The following is a 16,058-nucleotide window of genomic DNA, read 5'->3' on the forward strand; positions in this document are numbered from 1 at the left end:
CCCCCTTATTTTAAACCAAAACGCATCCGGTGTTTTTTATGCACCTCTTTACGGAATAACAAGGTATAACGCCAGAAAGTTGCCATCCGTGATAAGGATTGCAGCGTCAGACGCAAATCAGAAAAACGGCGGATAATCGACGGTACACTGTTAAAACGGCTGCGGGCGGCATGGCACAGTTCTGTCAGGGTTTCGGGGCTCATATTGGCAGGCTGAAAGGCGGCCTGATTAAAACGGTATTCCGGATGCAGCCACCATTTGCCGTCAAACAACAGGCGGTTTTCCTGCTCCAGCTGCTGATACAGCGGTGTGTTAGGATACGGCATCAGTATGTTATAGGCGGCGAAAGCAAAGCGGTTTTTCAGGGCAAATGCGACGGTATCTTCCACGGTTTCTGCCGTATCATGGTCATACCCCAGGGTAAACGCCGCCCAGGTCTGCAATCCGAAGTCCCGTAATACAGAAATTTCCTCACGATACTGTGAAAATGTCCGCATGTTCGGCGATTTTCGCGCATCACGCAGACTGTCCGGGTTGATGGATTCAAATCCCATCACATTACCCCAGCAGCCGCTCTGCTGTAACAGCGACATCAGACGGCGGTTACGGGTCATATCCAGACTTGCCTGGCTTATCCAGTGCACATTCAGCGGGATCAGCGCACTGCACAGTTCACTCAGCTCGCGGTGATCGGACGCGATATTGTCATCAACAAAAAAGATAAATTTCGGTTTCTGTGTTTCTATTTCCCGCACCACTTCATCGATCAGGCGAATATAGTGCTGCCGCCCGAAATAACGGCTGACCGCACAGAAACGGCAGGCGAAGCGGCAGCCGCGGGTAAACTGCATCAGGCTGATCGGCAGATAGCCTTTCCCCCGGAAAATATCCCGGCGCGGCAAACAGCCGCACAGATTATGATCGACCTGGCCGACCCCGGCCGGGGCATCATAGCGCGGCTTCAGACGGCCTTTCTCCGCATCACGGATCATCTCTGTCCAGCGGGTTTCCGCGTCACCGGTAAAAATACTGTCACAATGCTGCGCCACTTCCTCCGGCAGCAGTGTGGCGTGGATCCCGCCCATCACCACCCGCACATCACGGGCTCTGTATTCCGCCGCAATCTCATAAGCGCGGCGGGCGGTAAACGTTTCGACCGTAATAGCGACCAGATCCGCCGGTTCATCATAAGGAATGGCTTCCATCCGGTCGTCATACAGTACCACTTCCACATCCGGCGGCGTCAGACCGGCGAGAACACCGAGCATCAGCGGTTCCATCCGCCCCTCATCCACATACAGACTGTGCTCCTGACGGCCGATATTCGGTTTAATCAGTATCAGTTTCACCCTTTTTCTCCAAGGCGTTTTCCCTGCTTGCGGGCGATATCCCGGTGCGAGGCAATATTGTAAAGCCAGGCGACCAGCAACGTGCGCCAGCGGCTCCGGCTGCCGGAACGACACAGACGCCGGATAATAGACGCATAACGGTAAAAGCGGGTGCGGGCATAAAAACATCCGGCAGCCAGTTCTGAAGTGCTCATTCCGCCCGGCCGGAAAACCGGTTCGCCGTAGCGGAAATCAGGATCAAGCCACCAGGCCGGATAAACCAGCCGCCCTTCCGCCTCCAGCCGGGCATACAGCGCCGTGCCGGGGGTAGGGATCAGCAGGTTAAAATTGGCAATTGCCAGTTTGTTACTCTCCGCAAACGCCAGTGTGCTGCGGATGGTCTCCGGCGTATCTTCGTCGTAGCCGAAAATAAAAGTGCCGTAGACACAGATACCACGCCGGTACAGCGCCGCCAGTACGGCAGCATAATCCCCCGCCGCATGGCTGCGGGATTTTCCCATCCGCCTCAGCGTGGTTTCATTCAGGCTTTCAAAGCCGATCAGCACGAAGCAGCAGCCGGCGGCGGCCAGTTTATCCAGCATTTCCTCATTACGGGCGATATCGATACTGATCTGGCATCCCCAGCGGCGTTTCAGCGGTGTGAGCATCGCCAGCAATTCATTCAGCGCCCGCTTACCGGCAAAGAGATTGTCATCCACAAAAATCAGAAAACGCTTTGCAGGCAGGGATAAAATCTCATCCCGCATCTCATCAACCGGCCGGGTACGCACTCCTTCCGGATAAAATGCGTGGATAGAACAAAAATCACAGGCAAACCGGCAACCGCGCGAGAACTGCACCAGCGACACCGGTGCGTAGCGTTTGCCTTCAAAAATGGTCCGGTCAATACGGTAACCGGCAAGCGGGCGATCATGCGCCCCCCGGTAACGGGGTTTCAGCGCATTGCGTTCACAATCCGCCAGCATCTGTTCCCACGCCCCTTCCGCATCACCGAGCAGCACACTGTCCGCATGCTGCAGCGCTTCATCCGGCATAAAGGTGACGTGGCAGCCGCCCATCACCACGGTTTTACCCTGACGGCGGAACCGGTCAGCCAACTGATAACTGCGCTGTGCCGTGAAGGTTTCCACCGAAATGGCGATCAGATCTGCATCAGGCAGTGCTTCCGGGATGTTATCCAGCCGGTCATCATAAAATATGACCCGGTGCCCCGGCGACAGGGCCGCCAAAATGCCGATCGCCAATGGTGTCATGGCATCTTTCGTGCGGTAATCCCCCATGTTCGGGTAGATCAGCACGATATTCACAGCAGCGCTATCTCCGGCCAGACAATGCGGCCGTCCCACTGTGGTGCGGCAGTCAGATCAACACCGTAAATCCGGGTGCGGTAAACGGATGCCCCGGTGCGTTTAATCACATCATTAGTGCAGATATGCCCCGACGGCAGCCCGACGGTCATAATCGGGGTGGTGCAGTGCAACAGCGCTTCCTCAATCAGATCGGGCAGTTTGGTATCATCGGTACAGGCCAGGAATGACAGGAAACTCTGCGGGATCACTTCCCCGGCCGCCGGCATCTGCGGCCGCCGGGTCATCCCGGCAAATGCATTGTAAAGCGGGCGCAGTATCTTCATTCTGCCGGAGTAACCGGCCACAATAACCTGTTTGAAAATACGCTGATCCCAGAGCATACCGCAGGCCACCAGCTGACCATTCTGATAACTGCCGAGCACCGTGATGCCGGTCTGCTGCATCGCTTTCAGGTTCAGTGCCGGTGCCAGCTGACGGGAAGCTGATTCCTGTGCAAAGAAACGGATGACATCGGTGTAATCCTCCGGCGGAACCACTTTCCACAGACCCCGGTCTTTACCTCTGCTTTTACTGATCGCCAGCGTGCTCATGCTGCTCAGAAAACGGTAGAGCGGCAGTCCTTCCACGCCCCGCTCCAGCAGGCGCCGGGCCAGTAAATTATTCTCCGCAATACTGGTATAGCAGTGATCCGGTGTCGGCAGCTGGCGCAGATAAGAAAATCCGGCCTGTAACACTTTCAGGTGATTACGGTATTTCGGCACAATACGCAGACTGCCGAGATAACCCATCCGCGCTTCTTCGCCGTTAACCCGGCCGGTCTGTATACTCAGCTGACACATGCCGACCAGGGTATCACCGTCTCTTGCCAGTGCCGGATAGATTTCGCCGAAATCATCCCGCGGGGAAAAATAACCGGGCCGCCGGGTCATCACCAGCTCCCAGTCCCCCTGCATGGCATTATCTTCAAGGAGCCTGAGTAAATCCGCGATATGCTCCGTTGTCGCGTCAATAACCTCTATCATTTAACCTCTGCTAATTTACCCTGCCAATTCTCATCACCGAGCGGATAGCCGTTGCGGCAGCTGATTTCGCGGTGATGCAGCCAGTTAATCGGGAAATAGTTGCGAAACATAAAGAAATCGCCCCGGTTACGCCAGCTGCGCTGAAGAATCGAGCGTGAACTGTAAAATGCCTTCCTTGCTGAGAGGCACCCCTGCGTTACTGCCTCCGGAGACAGCTGTGCCGGACTGAACGGCAGTTCGTTGTAGCGGTAGTGATCATCGAGCCACCAGTGCTCAAAGCGCAGGCGGTTTTCCTGCGCCAGCCGCGCATAAAGCGGCGTTCCCGGAAACGGCGTCATATGGTTGAATGCCGCGATATACATACTCTGTTCGCGGGCGTAAGCCACCGCCTCGCTGAATGAGTCCGGTGTATCATGGTCATAACCGAATACAAATGTGCCGTAAACGGCAATATGGTGACGGCGCAGATTGGCCAGAGCCTGACTGTAGCCGCCTTTCATGGTGTTAAAGCCTTTTTTCATCTGCCGCAGATTGGCTTCATTCAGCGATTCAAAACCAATCAGCACACCCCGGCAGCCAGCCTGTGACAACGCACGGACAAACTCCTCATCATGCGCGGCATCAATACTCATCTGGGTCACCCAGCGGATCCCGGCGTTCGCCAGTTCAGGCAGAAACTCACGGCTTTCCCGCAGACTGCCCGCAAAATTATCATCCACAAAGAAAAACAGATTTTTTGTCCCCTTGAGGCCCGCCAGCTCCCGCAGCACATGATCCGGATCGCGCCGCCGGTAACGCTGCTGATAAAACGACTGCACCGCGCAGAATTCACAGTGAAAACGACAGCCGCGCCCGGTTTCCACCAGACCTATCGGCAGATAACGTTTTCCCGCAAACAGGCTGCGATCAACGCGGATACTGCGCAGATCGGTCTGTGTTCCGTGATATTCCCGCTGCAGTGTGCCGTGGCGTAAATCATCAATCATGGTTTCCCAGACTGACTCGGCCTCTCCGGTGATAATGACATCCGCAAAGCGTTTCACTTCCTCCGGCATCAGTGTGGCATGGAATCCGCCCATCAGCACCGGCACACCGCGCTTCCGGTACTCACTGGCTATCTGATAAGCCCGCTTCGCAGTGTAGGTTTCGACTGAAATTGAGACCAGATCAGCCGGTTCATCAAACGGGATCAGTTCAAGGCGGTCGTCATAAAACCGTGTATCAATATCCGCGGGTGTCAGCCCTTTCAGTGCCGCGACCGGCAGCGGCTCCATCTGCCAGGAGCGCAGATAGGTTTCGCCGCGCCGGTGGCCGATCGCCGGATGAATAAATGTCAGGCGCATCAGTGGCTGCCCGACTTCGCCGGACGGTGTTCAACCGGCCAGTCACAGGTGTAATACTGATGCAGATGATGAGCGTAGAAGCGGTAACCCAGGTTTGCCGTCAGCGCCAGTGGTTTAAAGTTACGCGCCCGCCACAGCCGTTTCGCAATGCTGCGGTAACGGTACACTTTTTTCCAGGCGCGTTCGTGCCCCAGCTCCAGCTCATGCGCACTCATCAGCGCAGGACGGAACACCACATGCTGCGCGTCATACAGCGACCAGTCCGTGGTTAAAATCCGCTGTTCTTCCTCAAGGCGTTTAAACAGCGGCGTACCCGGGAATGGTGTCAGCACCGAGAAACGCGGTAAATCAATCCCGGCGTCGATAGCCAGCTCCACCGTGCGGTCAAACACATCGGTGGTATCGTGATCCAGACCAAACACAAAACAGCCCTGAATCGCAATCCCCAGCCGGTGCAGATCACCGATCAGTTCTTTATAATCCACCGAGCCGTTAAACTTCTTCCCGGCATCTTTCAGGCTGCCGTCACTGACGGTTTCCAGTCCCAGCAGAAGCCCTTTGCAGCCGCTGCGGGCCATCAGCTCCATCAGTTCGTGGTTATGAGCTATCAGCACGGTGGATAAACCAAACCAGCGGATATTAAGCGGGATCAGTGCAGTAAACAGTCGTTTGGCATAACCGATATCTGACACCAGATTCAGATCGACAAAAATCACTTTCCGTTTGCCGGTGCGCTCCACATAGCGGCGGATATCCTCAACCACCCACTCAACCGGATGCTGAAATTGCTTACGCCCCCAGGCACTCGGTGCAACACAGAACTCACAGTTGTGCGCACAGGAGCGTGTCGCTTCAAAAACCCCCTGGGTAAGAAAATGCTTTGCATCAAACCGTTCGCGTTCCGGAAACGGCAGATCCGGGATATCAAGCGTGAAATCTGCACCCTGTCGGTATTCGCGCTGCATATTACCCGCCATAAAATCACGGATCAGCTGCGGCCAGCTCTGCTCGGAATACCCGGTGCAGACCGTATCGGCGTGCTGCAGTGCCTCCTGCGGCAGCAATGTGACGTGCGGCCCGCCAAGCACGACGGGGATATTTTTCGCCCGCATCAGCGCCGCCAGTTCATAGGCACGCGGCGCATTCCCGGTGATCACCGTCATTGCAACCAGATCTGCCGTGAAATCCTCCGGCAGTTCCTCAATGCTTTCATCAATCAGGCGGATATTAACCGGCAGAGATTTCGGCACCAGTGCGGAAAGGGTGGTCAGTGTCAGCGGCTGATAACGCAGCGAGCGTTTGAAAATTCCGCCCCGTTTGCGGTACAGCGGCCCTTTAGGCGAAAGCAGCACCAGATCCAGCGGCCGCTGCGGCGTATAAACAGTCTGTGTCATCACGGAAACTCCCTGATCTCAAACATGGCACGCCAGTCAGACGAGGTCAGCAATGCCGGGATTTTAATCTCTCCCAGCCGCTTTCCCTGTTGCAGCTGCCGGTGAAAATAGTGCTCCGCCGGCTGATCCAGGCGGAGGAATGTCAGCGGTTTCAGCTGTCCGATACGGCGGGCGTAGTGATACTGCGGATTGGTGCACAGATAGCGCTCAGTTTCCTCACAATATGCCTGTGCCTGTGTTTCAGTACAGGTATCGCTGAGCAGCAGCACATAGCCCTGCTCATCCGCTGCCAGTACAGCAAAATCCTGCGATGGCGGTAAACCGGCACAAACAAACGGCTCGGTCAGTTTTTCCCCGACCAAATCACTGCATATACCCTCACGCCCGCAAAAACGCAGCTGCGGCAGCCCTTCCGGCGTGTGACCGGTACACAACACCAGATCATCGGTCTGATAGCGGTACAGCCCGCTGTTGGTGGTGACAATCACACTGTATGTTTCACCGGACAACAATTCATCCGCCAAATATATCTGCCCGTTATCCCGGCGGAATTCATAAAAATTACAGTCTGCGCTCAGCTGCGGGTCACCGCAGTCAGACGGAACGGTGATCACCGCTTCGGTGGAAAGCAGACCTTTACCCTGAAGTGTCACCCCGGGAAAGCGTATCATCAGTGCCTGTGCCGGTGAGGCAGACGCAGCCTGATCCCAGCAGCTGATCAGCGCCAGCTGCGGCCATAACAACGCGGTATTCTGCTCCTGCAGATACTGCCGGTAACGCATCAGCGCCGCCGGGTCAGCATTCAGAGAATGCCCGGCAATTTCCCCGCCGTTGCGCAGCAGTGCGGAAATCTCAGCCTGCCGGGTATCAAGAGCCGTGAGCAGCGGAAATAAAAACACCGGGCTCCAGACGGATATCAGACGTAAATCCGGGCACCGCAGCAGATAAATCAGGGTCAGTAACTGCCAGTCCGGCGCATACTCAATCTGCGCCAGTGTCAGCGGCACAGCCGATAATTCACTGAACGCTGCCAGATTATCCGCGCCCAGATAAAGCGCATCACCGCCGCCGACCGGAATACCGCAGGGCGTTTTTTTCATTCGTGTCACTGCCGGGCTGAGCGCCCAGTAAACATGGCCGGAGGTCAGATCAAAACGGCGGGTTACATCCCGCAGCCAGCCGGTGACAGCAAGACGGAAATCGGTTAACCCGGCAGAAGTATAAGGCAGCAGCTTGCCGCCGCTGTGACTGCCGCCGGTCAGTTCAAATGCCGGAACCGGCGCACTGCACAACAGGTTTTCTTCCCCGTCCGTCATGCGGGTGATAAGGGAGCTGAGCTCAGAATAGGTTGTCAGAGGGACGTTCTGCTGATAATCCGTCACGGATTTTACAGCGGAAAAATGATACCGCTGCCCGTATTCACACGCCGCATTCGCAGCCAGACAGGCGGATAACCAGCGGAACTGCCTCTCACGCAGCGTGCCCTGTGGCGGAACAGACGGCATTCCGGAACGGAAATGCTGCCAGGCATTATCCATAACAGAACTCAACATCAGGCTCTTCAAACAGTGACTGATAACGTTTTGCCACATTATCAGGTGAAACCTCACACAGGCAGACCAGTTCATGGCCGCAGACATAGTGCGGGTTTTTGTGCAGGAAAAAGGCGACATCCGGTTTACTGCGCTGCGCGTCAGTAACCGTTGCCATTGTGCGGTTCAGATAGCCGAACGCCGACGGGCATTCCACCACGCCGCGGGCAGGGTTATAGAGTGAGCCGAATTTATCTTTTGCCAGTTCCGCCGCCAGCCGTGCCAGTTCCGGCTCTTTGACATTGCCGTTCCAGTGCGGATAAAAGGTCTGCGCGAGTGTGCTCATGTACCGGTAAGTGCGCACGCCTTTCACCAGCAGGAACCAGAACACCCGTTCGCCGGGATATTCTCTGCGCAAAAGCGAAATACGCCGCAGCCAGGCACCGTGCAGCGTCTGCTGCTTCCAGTGGGCGGGATGCACAATCGTATCGCCGGAATAGACAATCCGGTGTCCGCGGAACGGATAAAACTGCAGGGTACTGAACCCGGCCATCTCATCCCCTGACATCAGAAACAGAACTTCCTGTTTATGATCGAGATCTGATAAAAACTGCCCGCCGTCACTGCCGGTGTAATACATAAAATAGAGTGAGGCCATTTCCTGACGCTGCGCCTGTGTCAGGGTTTTTACAGGCTGAAAAAATGCGCGATACGACATTCCGCCGTCTCCTCCGGTAGATTTACCCGCACTGCCGCTTTTCCTTAAGTGGAATGCCTATCTTAGCGACCTTCATTTCAGAAACAATCAGCGATGCCTGAATCTTTGTTTAATATCATGAAAAAACATTGCATAAGCCGTTTCAGTGCGTATATTAGCTGCGGGCCTGCTCTGTGCCCCCATCCGCGGAAAAGGCCGTTTTGCCTGAAAGACTGACTGATAAATCTGTTTACGACCCCCTTGCCTGTCAGAGCGGATCCGGGTAAATAAGGAAATCGTATGTCTGTTTTTCCCGATAACGGAATTATTTCCCTCAGCCGTCTGCGTCAGTCCGCCAAACAGCGCCTGCGCCGTATCAAAGCCGGTGAAGAGCCTGTTTCTCTGCAGCGCCTGCACCAGATGAATCCCTGTGCTGAACTGAATCTTGCCGCTGTTCAGTGGTTAATCGCCACCGAAATGGGGTTTGACAGCTGGCCTGCCCTGAAAGCACATACTGATGCCATCCGTTTTACTGCTCAATATCCCGGGTTTGAGGCCGGGGATGGGCCCCGTTCCCTGCATCTGCGCTGCGGGCATGATATCGGCCATGCACTGCGTATTGCCGGATTTCGCGGACAATTTCACCCGCTGACAGATCCGTACTGCATGGGACCGGTGACACTGTCGCCCCCTGAGCAGTTCCGCCGCTAACGGCTGGCATTTATCCGCATCCCGCATCCGGAACTGCCTCACCTTAACGACGCACTGAGCCGCGTGCTGCGGGAATTACCGGATCAGCACACCGGATTATCCCTGACAGAACAACTCGCTCTGCAAACCCTCAGTGAACAGGGGCCGATGGCCTTACCCGCGCTGTTCAGCATCCTTCTTTCTGAAAAAGAGCCACTGCCGTTTCTCGGCGACCGGATGTTTTTGCACAGATGCAACCCCTGATCACAGGAAGCACGCCGTTGTTAAAGGCCGATACTCAGGCGTTACCGGTTATCTCACTGACAGAAACCGGCAGACAGGTTCTGCGGGGTGAAAAAAACCGGCTGAACTGTATTACAAATGTGCGCCGGGTCGGCGGAGTCTGTATCACACCACAGCAACCGTACTGGTGCACCGGTGAAAATCTGACACCGGTTCTGACCTCCGCAACTCTCCGCCGGACATAATCCGGGTAACTCTTTTTATTTATAAAATAATGATAATTTCGGATTAATAAGATTTTCATTATTTTATTATGCGTCATTCTGCGTCAATCAGACTTCCCCCATATTTCAGCAGCCGGTTTTCGCAGTATCATTACTGAACAATTTCCCGGCATTCCGCTGTTCAGGGAACACTCCCGGCCTGTAACCGGTGCCGGAGCGGAAGCCCCCGCAGTTCCGTTCTAAAAACCGTGACAATCAGTGAGTCACAGAGGGAAACGTTAATGGAAATAACCTCCGATCAGAAGCGGACAATCTGTGTCATGCTGGCTGAACAGGCCGGACACCCTATCCGCAGCGCAGAAATCACGGCCTTGTGTGATGATGAAACCATCCGTGCCGCACTACTCGTCCTCAGCAGTCTGATTGACATAAAATATAGTGAAGTATCCGCCGCACTGGCGGCGGCCAGCGCTGAACATGAACGCAATAACCCGCAGATGAAGATGGGCAGTGCGCTCGCTGACAGTACCCTTCCTGCACCGGCGGATATGCCTGTCTCACAGCCGGACACAGCTCAGACTGTATTCCCGCCTGCTGCTGAGCCGGAATCCCTCATTATTCCTCCTGTACCTGAAGAGCCGGCTATCACGGATAACACCGTCTCAGCGGAAGAACAGGCTTTTGCGGAAATTGACCGTTTATCCTCAATATTTGGTCAGCATGCCTTTCTGCCGGAGGACCCCGCAGTCCCTGAACCGGCAGTGATCCATCCGGGTGCCCCGGAGCCTGAGTTCACTTTTGTCTTTAATGAACCCGCCGTGATTGAACCACTGAACTCTCCCGCTGATAACGATGCCGCAGAATTCACTTTTGTATACAACGAGCCTGCTGCCGCATCTGCAGAGCCGACAGCTGCAGAGAATACCGCTCTAACCCCCTCGGTATTCAGTGATAAGTCTCTGTTCCCGGAACCAGCAGCCCTCAGTGATCCGCTGAAAAGCGGCAACTGGCTGTTTGACGACCTTGATACAGATGATACGGATGAAACAAATCCCCCGGTTATCGGCGAACTCCCTGAATCAATACAACCGCTGTCTGCAACGGCATCAGGCAATACCATTATTGCCGACCCGCTGATACCGGAAACATCTGCCGGATCAATCAGTGATACCCTGCAGAATAACAGCTGGTCATTCAGTGCAGATACAACCCCTGCTTCGTTACAGGCAGAAGCCGCGGAACAGAGGCCCCGGGGGCTGACGGCGCTGTTTGCTGCCGGGAGAGAGGATGTTCTTCCGCAGGCATCACCGGCTCCTGTCGCGGAGTCCGCCGGAAAAACAGCGGTTACACCAGAGCCCTCACCTGACAATAAGGCTCCGGCAACAATGGCTCCGCCTTCCGGACAACCTGCCGTCCGCATCAAAATCGGCCGGGCCCGCTTGTCCGAGTCGTTCAGTTCACCGGTAACCGCAACGCTGGATGATGGCCGGACTGTCACCATTCTCGGTATTTATTTCCAGCGCAATATCGGCCTGAGTTTTAACGATAAAACCGGTATTCTGCAAGGTACCCCTACAGAATACGGTGAGTTTCCGGTGCGGGTAGTATGGGAGCTGGTACCGAAAAAACGGTTTTCCTCCGACATACATTTTGCTGTTGATCCCGGCTCACACAGCATAACTCCCGACCCTGCCGTTTTTCCTCCGCAACAGTAAGCTGCCGCCCCTGCCTGCTTATGTGCGGGGGCATTTCCGGCAGTGCATTATTTTTTTATCATAATTATTTCTGAGCTGCCGTTATGGCAGTAAACCACCTCAAAAGTGAGGCACTGTTGCCACCCTCCCGTTTTCAGTCCTCTTTTGACTCAATCCGTAGCAGGTAAACCGCCCTTCTGCGGCAGATTTTGCATCCAGTTTCCGGATAAAAAAAGGAAATGGCCGGTGATGCCTGCCTCCTGACAGAGATTGCGTCCAGATAAACGGCAGCGTTTCCGGGATAAATAACCGCCCGGCACACGCCGCCTGAGAGCGGCGTAATCCTTTTACATGTTCACGGATATAACTGACCGGTAACGTTTTTTCCGGTACAGGTAAAATCCCGCTTAACCGGATATACGGATAAAAAGCAGATAACCGCACAGAGAGCCCCAACTCCGCCAGAGAAGGATAATCTCCGGCCAGTAACCGCAGACGGTTCCCCGGTGTCTGTGACTTGCGGCAGTAATCCGGAAATGCGACAGCAACAGCGCTGCTGTTTTCATCTGTTTTGTTCTCTGCCAGTATCAGATGAAGCTGCTGCCAGATTTGCTGGCGGAGAAATACAGCCGATATCAGCACATCCGGCAAAATAGTGATTGTCTGATAAAATCGCATCCGCTTACCCCCCGCCACCGAAAACACCGCCGCGAATTAACACTGTCACGACATAATTTTCTTCATGTTCAGCGAGGTTTTTTCCGCTGACCCATTTTTCAAATAATGTATAAAAATCCTGCCCTGACCCCGGCGGACGGAATACGGCCCCCAGGTGTGTGACCGCGCCATAGGGATCGGCCGCGATAACGCCCGCCCCTGCAGTTAAATCAGAAAAGGCCGGATACCAGGTATCCACAGAACGCAAAGCATTGCCGATTTTTTGTGAATGCATCCCTGCAGTACCGCCAATATTGCAGAGTATCCGGCTGTTCCCGCCCTTTCTTTTATTCATTACGAACTCACTACTGGGGAAAACTTCCTGTCCTTTTCCGGTTATCACTCTGGCGGAAACTGCCAGCAATAATGCCCCCTCATTACGACTCAGTGCTGCGGCAATATGTTCCCCCAGGCCACTGACTGTATTATCCGCCTGCTCAAAATGACGAAGGCTGTATTTCCGTGCATCAAATACCCACTGCTGTTTTTTTTCCGCGCTGAGATTATCCACAACCACCTCAATATGCTCTGCGCCAACCAGGTTCCGCCACAAAAAACGTCCGCAGGCAATATTATGTGCATACCGCCGTGCAGGCTCTCTGCAACGTTCTCTTTCCAGATAATCCGTTATTACAGCCTGATAGCGCTGACGAAAAATTTCATTATTACAGGCAGCCGGATATTTCAGTCCGCCGGTAATTTTCAGTGAAAAACCGAATATAAACACATTCTGTTCAGCTCCCAGCATGCAGTAATCCATAGACTGAATGTTAGGGTCATGCATTTTCTGTCCGGCCGTTTTTTCATCTGTTCCCCGGTTTTTCCGGCGGAAAGCAAATGTCCCCCGTACAGTTCTCGCCTGTATAGTCAGCGGAGTAACCGGTGAATCCGGATGTTGTGATGTTCCGGAAAACACACCGTCAGAGGGGATCAGTTTTTTTGAAAATGATAAAACAGACGGTATATTTCTGAGTCTGGTCATTTTCTTTTTCCGTTAATCGTGTTTTTTCTGCTGACACAGATAAAGGTTCTCGTCAGGTAAATAGTGATAACCCCACAGCATATCCGAGGGATGCCGTAATTTATCCACCGGCCGGAATTCCCCTAATGTAATAATACTTTCCGCAAAACGATGTGGTATCCCTTCTGTTCTGGTATTTTTCGCTATTCCCGGCGGGGAAAGCCCCTGATATCCGGTGACAACCGGGATCAGCACCGTACCGGGATCAGTGGTATATTTCAGTAATGCAGCCATCGCATCCATACCGCTGTTCATTGCATTTATCATGACATCCCGCCGCTCCAGTAATGCATATCCCGGAGCAATACATTGCCGTAATTCAGACCACCGGGATTTACTGTCAGGAAAAGGGCCGGTCACCTGTTTACCAGAATCTGTAATATCTCCGCCGGCAATTTTCAGCATTTTTATTGCTTCAGATACCACAGTAACGAATTCCTTATTCTCATCCTGTATATTCCCGCCACAAATAAACAGTGAAACATTGAGATGACAATATACTTCCTCAATCAGCGATGGGTTTCTGCCTTTTTTATCCGGTGGTTTCCGCCTGTTTAATGCGGAGTACATCACCCCGCCGGGTTCTGCATACAGTTGCAAATGGCAATGGTGACAAATAATGCCGGTATAATTAAATCTGACTGACGGAAACCCTTGTTTCCTTACTTTTCGCTCAAGCGCATGAATAAATCCCAGCCAGGCAGTAACCGCCGGAAAACCGGCTATCAGTGCACCGGATAAGGCATTGGCATTCCGGATAAGAATATTTGTCAGCAGCAGATAATTAATGAACACCGTAACGACCTCCGGTAGTGACAACTCCCGGCGGGACCGATAATAATAAACAGGCTTTTCCTTTATTTTGCATATTAAGCGCAGAAATATTTTGTGGTTTAGACCCGCCAATATGAATAACAACAAGATGACCCGGAAATATAGCGGATTTACCAAGCCGGCGGTATAATTCAAATAATAACCCCGACGGTGTCAGAACTGACAGTAAATGATAACCCGCATTACATTCTTTACCCGGCACGGGGAAAAAAACCTGTTTTATCTTTGAGTTTGTTACCGGCACGCCCTCTCCGGAGAATATCTGTAAAAAACCGGCCCGCAGTTTCCGGTAATATTTACTGCCGAGAATTTTCTTTGCCGTTTCACTTTCCTCACACAAATGTGCCAGTAATGTTTTTCCATCCTGCATTTTCAGCATCAAAAACGTATATATTTCCAGTGCAGCGGCATTACCCTCAGCATCCGGCGGAACAACTACATTACCGGACCGCAGAAAGCCATCATTTTTCTTTTTAACCTCCGCCAGTACCGCACTCGCTTTGCCATCGCGTTCCCTGCGGGCACATGGATGCGTAAAAGCAAACGGATGTGTCGTCAGTGACAGCTGTTTCGCACGTCCTGCAGCATCGGACAGCCATTGCAGACGCGAAAACTCAGGAATTCTTTTCGACACCTGATATTTTGTAAAAAACGCAATAATTTCCGGTTCCGGCATAGAATATCCTTTTTCTTAAAATAATTTAATTTGATAATGATATTGAAAATTTAATCAGGTATTGAATTAATCTTCATCAACTGACAGGATATTTAATATGTCTTTAGAATGGATTTGTCTACCAGTATTGTGTTTTTTACGTACCAGCATATTTTTTTTGCGATCTGAATGGAATTTAATAACTAAAATTAACAGCGATAATGAAAAAACGGCATGTCTGAAAAGAGATGCCGTAATTATTATTTAATATTTATTTCTTTTCCGGCTTATTATTTTTAAGCCAATCCTGCATCTGCTTTATTTCCGGCCCCTGAGCGTCAATGATCTCCTGAGCCAGCTTACGCATTTCCGGATCTGAACCATATTTCAGTTCAATTTGCGCCATTTCAACGGCCCCTTTATGATGTGCAATCATACCTTCAGCAAATGCAATATCCGCATTTTGCTCAGACAATGTTTTTGCCATATTATCATGCATACGCATCATAGAATCACCCAGCTCTTTCTGCACCGGAGTGGTAACGGCATGCATATCACCACTTAATAATACCGGATTTGCCACTGCCCCGAATGTCATAACGCCGGATAACAGAGCAGTGAAAATAAGTGTTTTTTTCATGATTAATTCCTTTTTTGTATTTGGTTGATGGAATTAATCATAAAGGTTGCCCTAAGGGAAAGGTCAATGTGATTCGGAATAACTTTACCATATTTACATTTAATAAAGCTCTCTCCACAATGTCTGAACAATTCAGATATTATTCTTTCAGTCCGGCATCAGTATTAACGCGGGGACTAAAAAAATAATAAAAATAATAAGATAACCTAATACCGCACCAATACGGCTCTTCATCCCCACAAGAGAAGGCCTGACCAGACCTGCCGCCGCCGCAACAAGCGCCAGTCCCGCAATAACCATTAAACCATCTTCCATATATCCTCCGTTCACCTTTTCCTGCAGATAATTCTGCGTATGACATTGAACCTTGCCGTTAAGGCAAAGTAAAGTTCTTAAAAATCACAATATTTTGATGACGAAGCAAGAAGATGGTGATTAAAAACGCAGTCAAAGGAGTACAGAAAAGAAAAAACCGGGCGTTATCACCCGGTATTATATGTGCAGTTATTTTTCGTCCGGTTCTGCAGCAACCGGTTCCGGCATATTAACCCATTCAGCATCTGTCAGATGTTGTTCCCGGAGTGCTTCTTCATCCAGCCAGTTTATGACATATCTGGCGCTGTGCTGAGTAACAAAACCACAATTATCACAGATAAGACGATAATGATAATGGTTTATACTGTCTGCCGGGAT

General features: G+C 52.3%; 17 protein-coding genes. 4 read left to right on the plus strand and 13 right to left on the minus strand.

Features of this window, described 5'->3' with window-relative positions:
* Positions 1 to 5 precede the first annotated feature (5 nt).
* From AB7038_RS03210 to AB7038_RS03240, 7 genes are read right to left on the minus strand one after another with little or no spacing between them, the layout of a single operon-like run.
* The gene (locus tag AB7038_RS03210) at positions 6 to 1,349 is read right to left on the minus strand and encodes a radical SAM protein (protein WP_368888939.1); all 1,344 of its coding nucleotides are present in this window, start codon (positions 1,347 to 1,349) and stop codon (positions 6 to 8) included.
* Positions 1,346 to 2,656 carry a B12-binding domain-containing radical SAM protein gene (locus AB7038_RS03215; protein WP_369452736.1) on the minus strand — a complete coding sequence of 437 codons (1,311 nt, stop codon included), beginning with the start codon at positions 2,654 to 2,656 and terminating at the stop codon, positions 1,346 to 1,348. The genes AB7038_RS03210 and AB7038_RS03215 overlap by 4 nt, the downstream gene beginning before the upstream one ends.
* Positions 2,653 to 3,681 (minus strand): N-acetyltransferase, encoded by a 1,029-nt coding sequence (locus AB7038_RS03220; protein ID WP_369452737.1) that lies wholly within the window; start codon positions 3,679 to 3,681, stop codon positions 2,653 to 2,655. Before AB7038_RS03220 ends, AB7038_RS03215 begins: the two co-directional genes overlap by 4 nt.
* The gene (locus AB7038_RS03225) at positions 3,678 to 5,024 is read right to left on the minus strand and encodes a B12-binding domain-containing radical SAM protein (RefSeq protein WP_369452738.1); all 1,347 of its coding nucleotides are present in this window, start codon (positions 5,022 to 5,024) and stop codon (positions 3,678 to 3,680) included. Before AB7038_RS03225 ends, AB7038_RS03220 begins: the two co-directional genes overlap by 4 nt.
* Complete coding sequence (locus AB7038_RS03230) at positions 5,024 to 6,418, minus strand: B12-binding domain-containing radical SAM protein (protein ID WP_369452739.1); 1,395 nt, start codon at positions 6,416 to 6,418, stop codon at positions 5,024 to 5,026. The genes AB7038_RS03225 and AB7038_RS03230 overlap by 1 nt, the downstream gene beginning before the upstream one ends.
* Positions 6,418 to 7,971, minus strand: a complete 1,554-nt coding sequence (locus tag AB7038_RS03235) for a GH3 family domain-containing protein (RefSeq protein WP_369452740.1) — start codon at positions 7,969 to 7,971, stop codon at positions 6,418 to 6,420. Before AB7038_RS03235 ends, AB7038_RS03230 begins: the two co-directional genes overlap by 1 nt.
* Positions 7,949 to 8,668 carry a hypothetical protein gene (locus tag AB7038_RS03240; protein WP_369452741.1) on the minus strand — a complete coding sequence of 240 codons (720 nt, stop codon included), beginning with the start codon at positions 8,666 to 8,668 and terminating at the stop codon, positions 7,949 to 7,951. Before AB7038_RS03240 ends, AB7038_RS03235 begins: the two co-directional genes overlap by 23 nt.
* A 279-nt stretch (positions 8,669 to 8,947) precedes the next feature.
* Between AB7038_RS03240 and AB7038_RS03245 the strand changes: the two genes are divergently transcribed.
* The 4 genes from AB7038_RS03245 (at position 8,948) to AB7038_RS03260 (ending at position 11,519) form a co-directional block, all read left to right on the plus strand.
* On the plus strand, positions 8,948 to 9,358 hold the full coding sequence (locus AB7038_RS03245; RefSeq protein WP_369452742.1) for a hypothetical protein: 411 nt from the start codon (positions 8,948 to 8,950) through the stop codon (positions 9,356 to 9,358).
* Between the two features lie 63 nt (positions 9,359 to 9,421).
* Positions 9,422 to 9,601 carry a hypothetical protein gene (locus tag AB7038_RS03250; protein WP_369452743.1) on the plus strand — a complete coding sequence of 60 codons (180 nt, stop codon included), beginning with the start codon at positions 9,422 to 9,424 and terminating at the stop codon, positions 9,599 to 9,601.
* Between the two features lie 17 nt (positions 9,602 to 9,618).
* Complete coding sequence (locus AB7038_RS03255; RefSeq protein ID WP_369452744.1) at positions 9,619 to 9,825, plus strand: hypothetical protein; 207 nt, start codon at positions 9,619 to 9,621, stop codon at positions 9,823 to 9,825.
* Between the two features lie 260 nt (positions 9,826 to 10,085).
* Positions 10,086 to 11,519, plus strand: coding sequence for a hypothetical protein (locus tag AB7038_RS03260; RefSeq protein ID WP_369452745.1), 1,434 nt, complete (start codon positions 10,086 to 10,088; stop codon positions 11,517 to 11,519).
* A gap of 99 nt (positions 11,520 to 11,618) precedes the next feature.
* Here the strand turns inward: AB7038_RS03260 and cas6f are convergent, their stop codons facing one another.
* From cas6f to AB7038_RS03290, 6 genes are all read right to left on the minus strand, one after another.
* Positions 11,619 to 12,176 (minus strand): type I-F CRISPR-associated endoribonuclease Cas6/Csy4, encoded by a 558-nt coding sequence (gene cas6f, locus AB7038_RS03265; RefSeq protein ID WP_368888949.1) that lies wholly within the window; start codon positions 12,174 to 12,176, stop codon positions 11,619 to 11,621.
* 4 nt (positions 12,177 to 12,180) lie between these two features.
* The gene (gene csy3, locus AB7038_RS03270) at positions 12,181 to 13,197 is read right to left on the minus strand and encodes a type I-F CRISPR-associated protein Csy3 (protein WP_369452746.1); all 1,017 of its coding nucleotides are present in this window, start codon (positions 13,195 to 13,197) and stop codon (positions 12,181 to 12,183) included.
* A gap of 12 nt (positions 13,198 to 13,209) precedes the next feature.
* The gene (locus tag AB7038_RS03275) at positions 13,210 to 14,031 is read right to left on the minus strand and encodes a type I-F CRISPR-associated protein Csy2 (protein WP_369452747.1); all 822 of its coding nucleotides are present in this window, start codon (positions 14,029 to 14,031) and stop codon (positions 13,210 to 13,212) included.
* On the minus strand, positions 14,021 to 14,746 hold the full coding sequence (locus AB7038_RS03280; protein WP_368888952.1) for a type I-F CRISPR-associated protein Csy1: 726 nt from the start codon (positions 14,744 to 14,746) through the stop codon (positions 14,021 to 14,023). Before AB7038_RS03280 ends, AB7038_RS03275 begins: the two co-directional genes overlap by 11 nt.
* A gap of 250 nt (positions 14,747 to 14,996) precedes the next feature.
* Positions 14,997 to 15,365, minus strand: coding sequence for a CopM family metallochaperone (copM, locus tag AB7038_RS03285; protein ID WP_072870238.1), 369 nt, complete (start codon positions 15,363 to 15,365; stop codon positions 14,997 to 14,999).
* Between the two features lie 147 nt (positions 15,366 to 15,512).
* The gene (locus AB7038_RS03290; RefSeq protein WP_175547155.1) at positions 15,513 to 15,680 is read right to left on the minus strand and encodes a hypothetical protein; all 168 of its coding nucleotides are present in this window, start codon (positions 15,678 to 15,680) and stop codon (positions 15,513 to 15,515) included.
* Positions 15,681 to 16,058 lie beyond the last annotated feature (378 nt).

It is taken from the genome of Morganella morganii (genome assembly GCF_041099235.1).
GTDB classification, from domain to species: domain Bacteria; phylum Pseudomonadota; class Gammaproteobacteria; order Enterobacterales; family Enterobacteriaceae; genus Morganella; species Morganella morganii_E.

Bases quoted from the DNA above. Each gene is read 5' to 3' on its own strand.
- AB7038_RS03280 (WP_368888952.1), bottom strand. From the start codon at position 14,746: ATGCCGGAACCGGAAATTATTGCGTTTTTTACAAAATATCAGGTGTCG.
- AB7038_RS03245 (WP_369452742.1), top strand. From the start codon at position 8,948: ATGTCTGTTTTTCCCGATAACGGAATTATTTCCCTCAGCCGTCTGCGT.
- AB7038_RS03235 (WP_369452740.1), bottom strand. From the start codon at position 7,971: ATGTTGAGTTCTGTTATGGATAATGCCTGGCAGCATTTCCGTTCCGGA.
- AB7038_RS03240 (WP_369452741.1), bottom strand. From the start codon at position 8,668: ATGTCGTATCGCGCATTTTTTCAGCCTGTAAAAACCCTGACACAGGCG.
- AB7038_RS03220 (WP_369452737.1), bottom strand. From the start codon at position 3,681: ATGATAGAGGTTATTGACGCGACAACGGAGCATATCGCGGATTTACTC.
- AB7038_RS03230 (WP_369452739.1), bottom strand. From the start codon at position 6,418: ATGACACAGACTGTTTATACGCCGCAGCGGCCGCTGGATCTGGTGCTG.
- AB7038_RS03290 (WP_175547155.1), bottom strand. From the start codon at position 15,680: ATGGAAGATGGTTTAATGGTTATTGCGGGACTGGCGCTTGTTGCGGCG.
- cas6f (WP_368888949.1), bottom strand. From the start codon at position 12,176: ATGCGATTTTATCAGACAATCACTATTTTGCCGGATGTGCTGATATCG.
- copM (WP_072870238.1), bottom strand. From the start codon at position 15,365: ATGAAAAAAACACTTATTTTCACTGCTCTGTTATCCGGCGTTATGACA.
- AB7038_RS03260 (WP_369452745.1), top strand. From the start codon at position 10,086: ATGGAAATAACCTCCGATCAGAAGCGGACAATCTGTGTCATGCTGGCT.
- AB7038_RS03225 (WP_369452738.1), bottom strand. From the start codon at position 5,024: ATGCGCCTGACATTTATTCATCCGGCGATCGGCCACCGGCGCGGCGAA.
- csy3 (WP_369452746.1), bottom strand. From the start codon at position 13,197: ATGACCAGACTCAGAAATATACCGTCTGTTTTATCATTTTCAAAAAAA.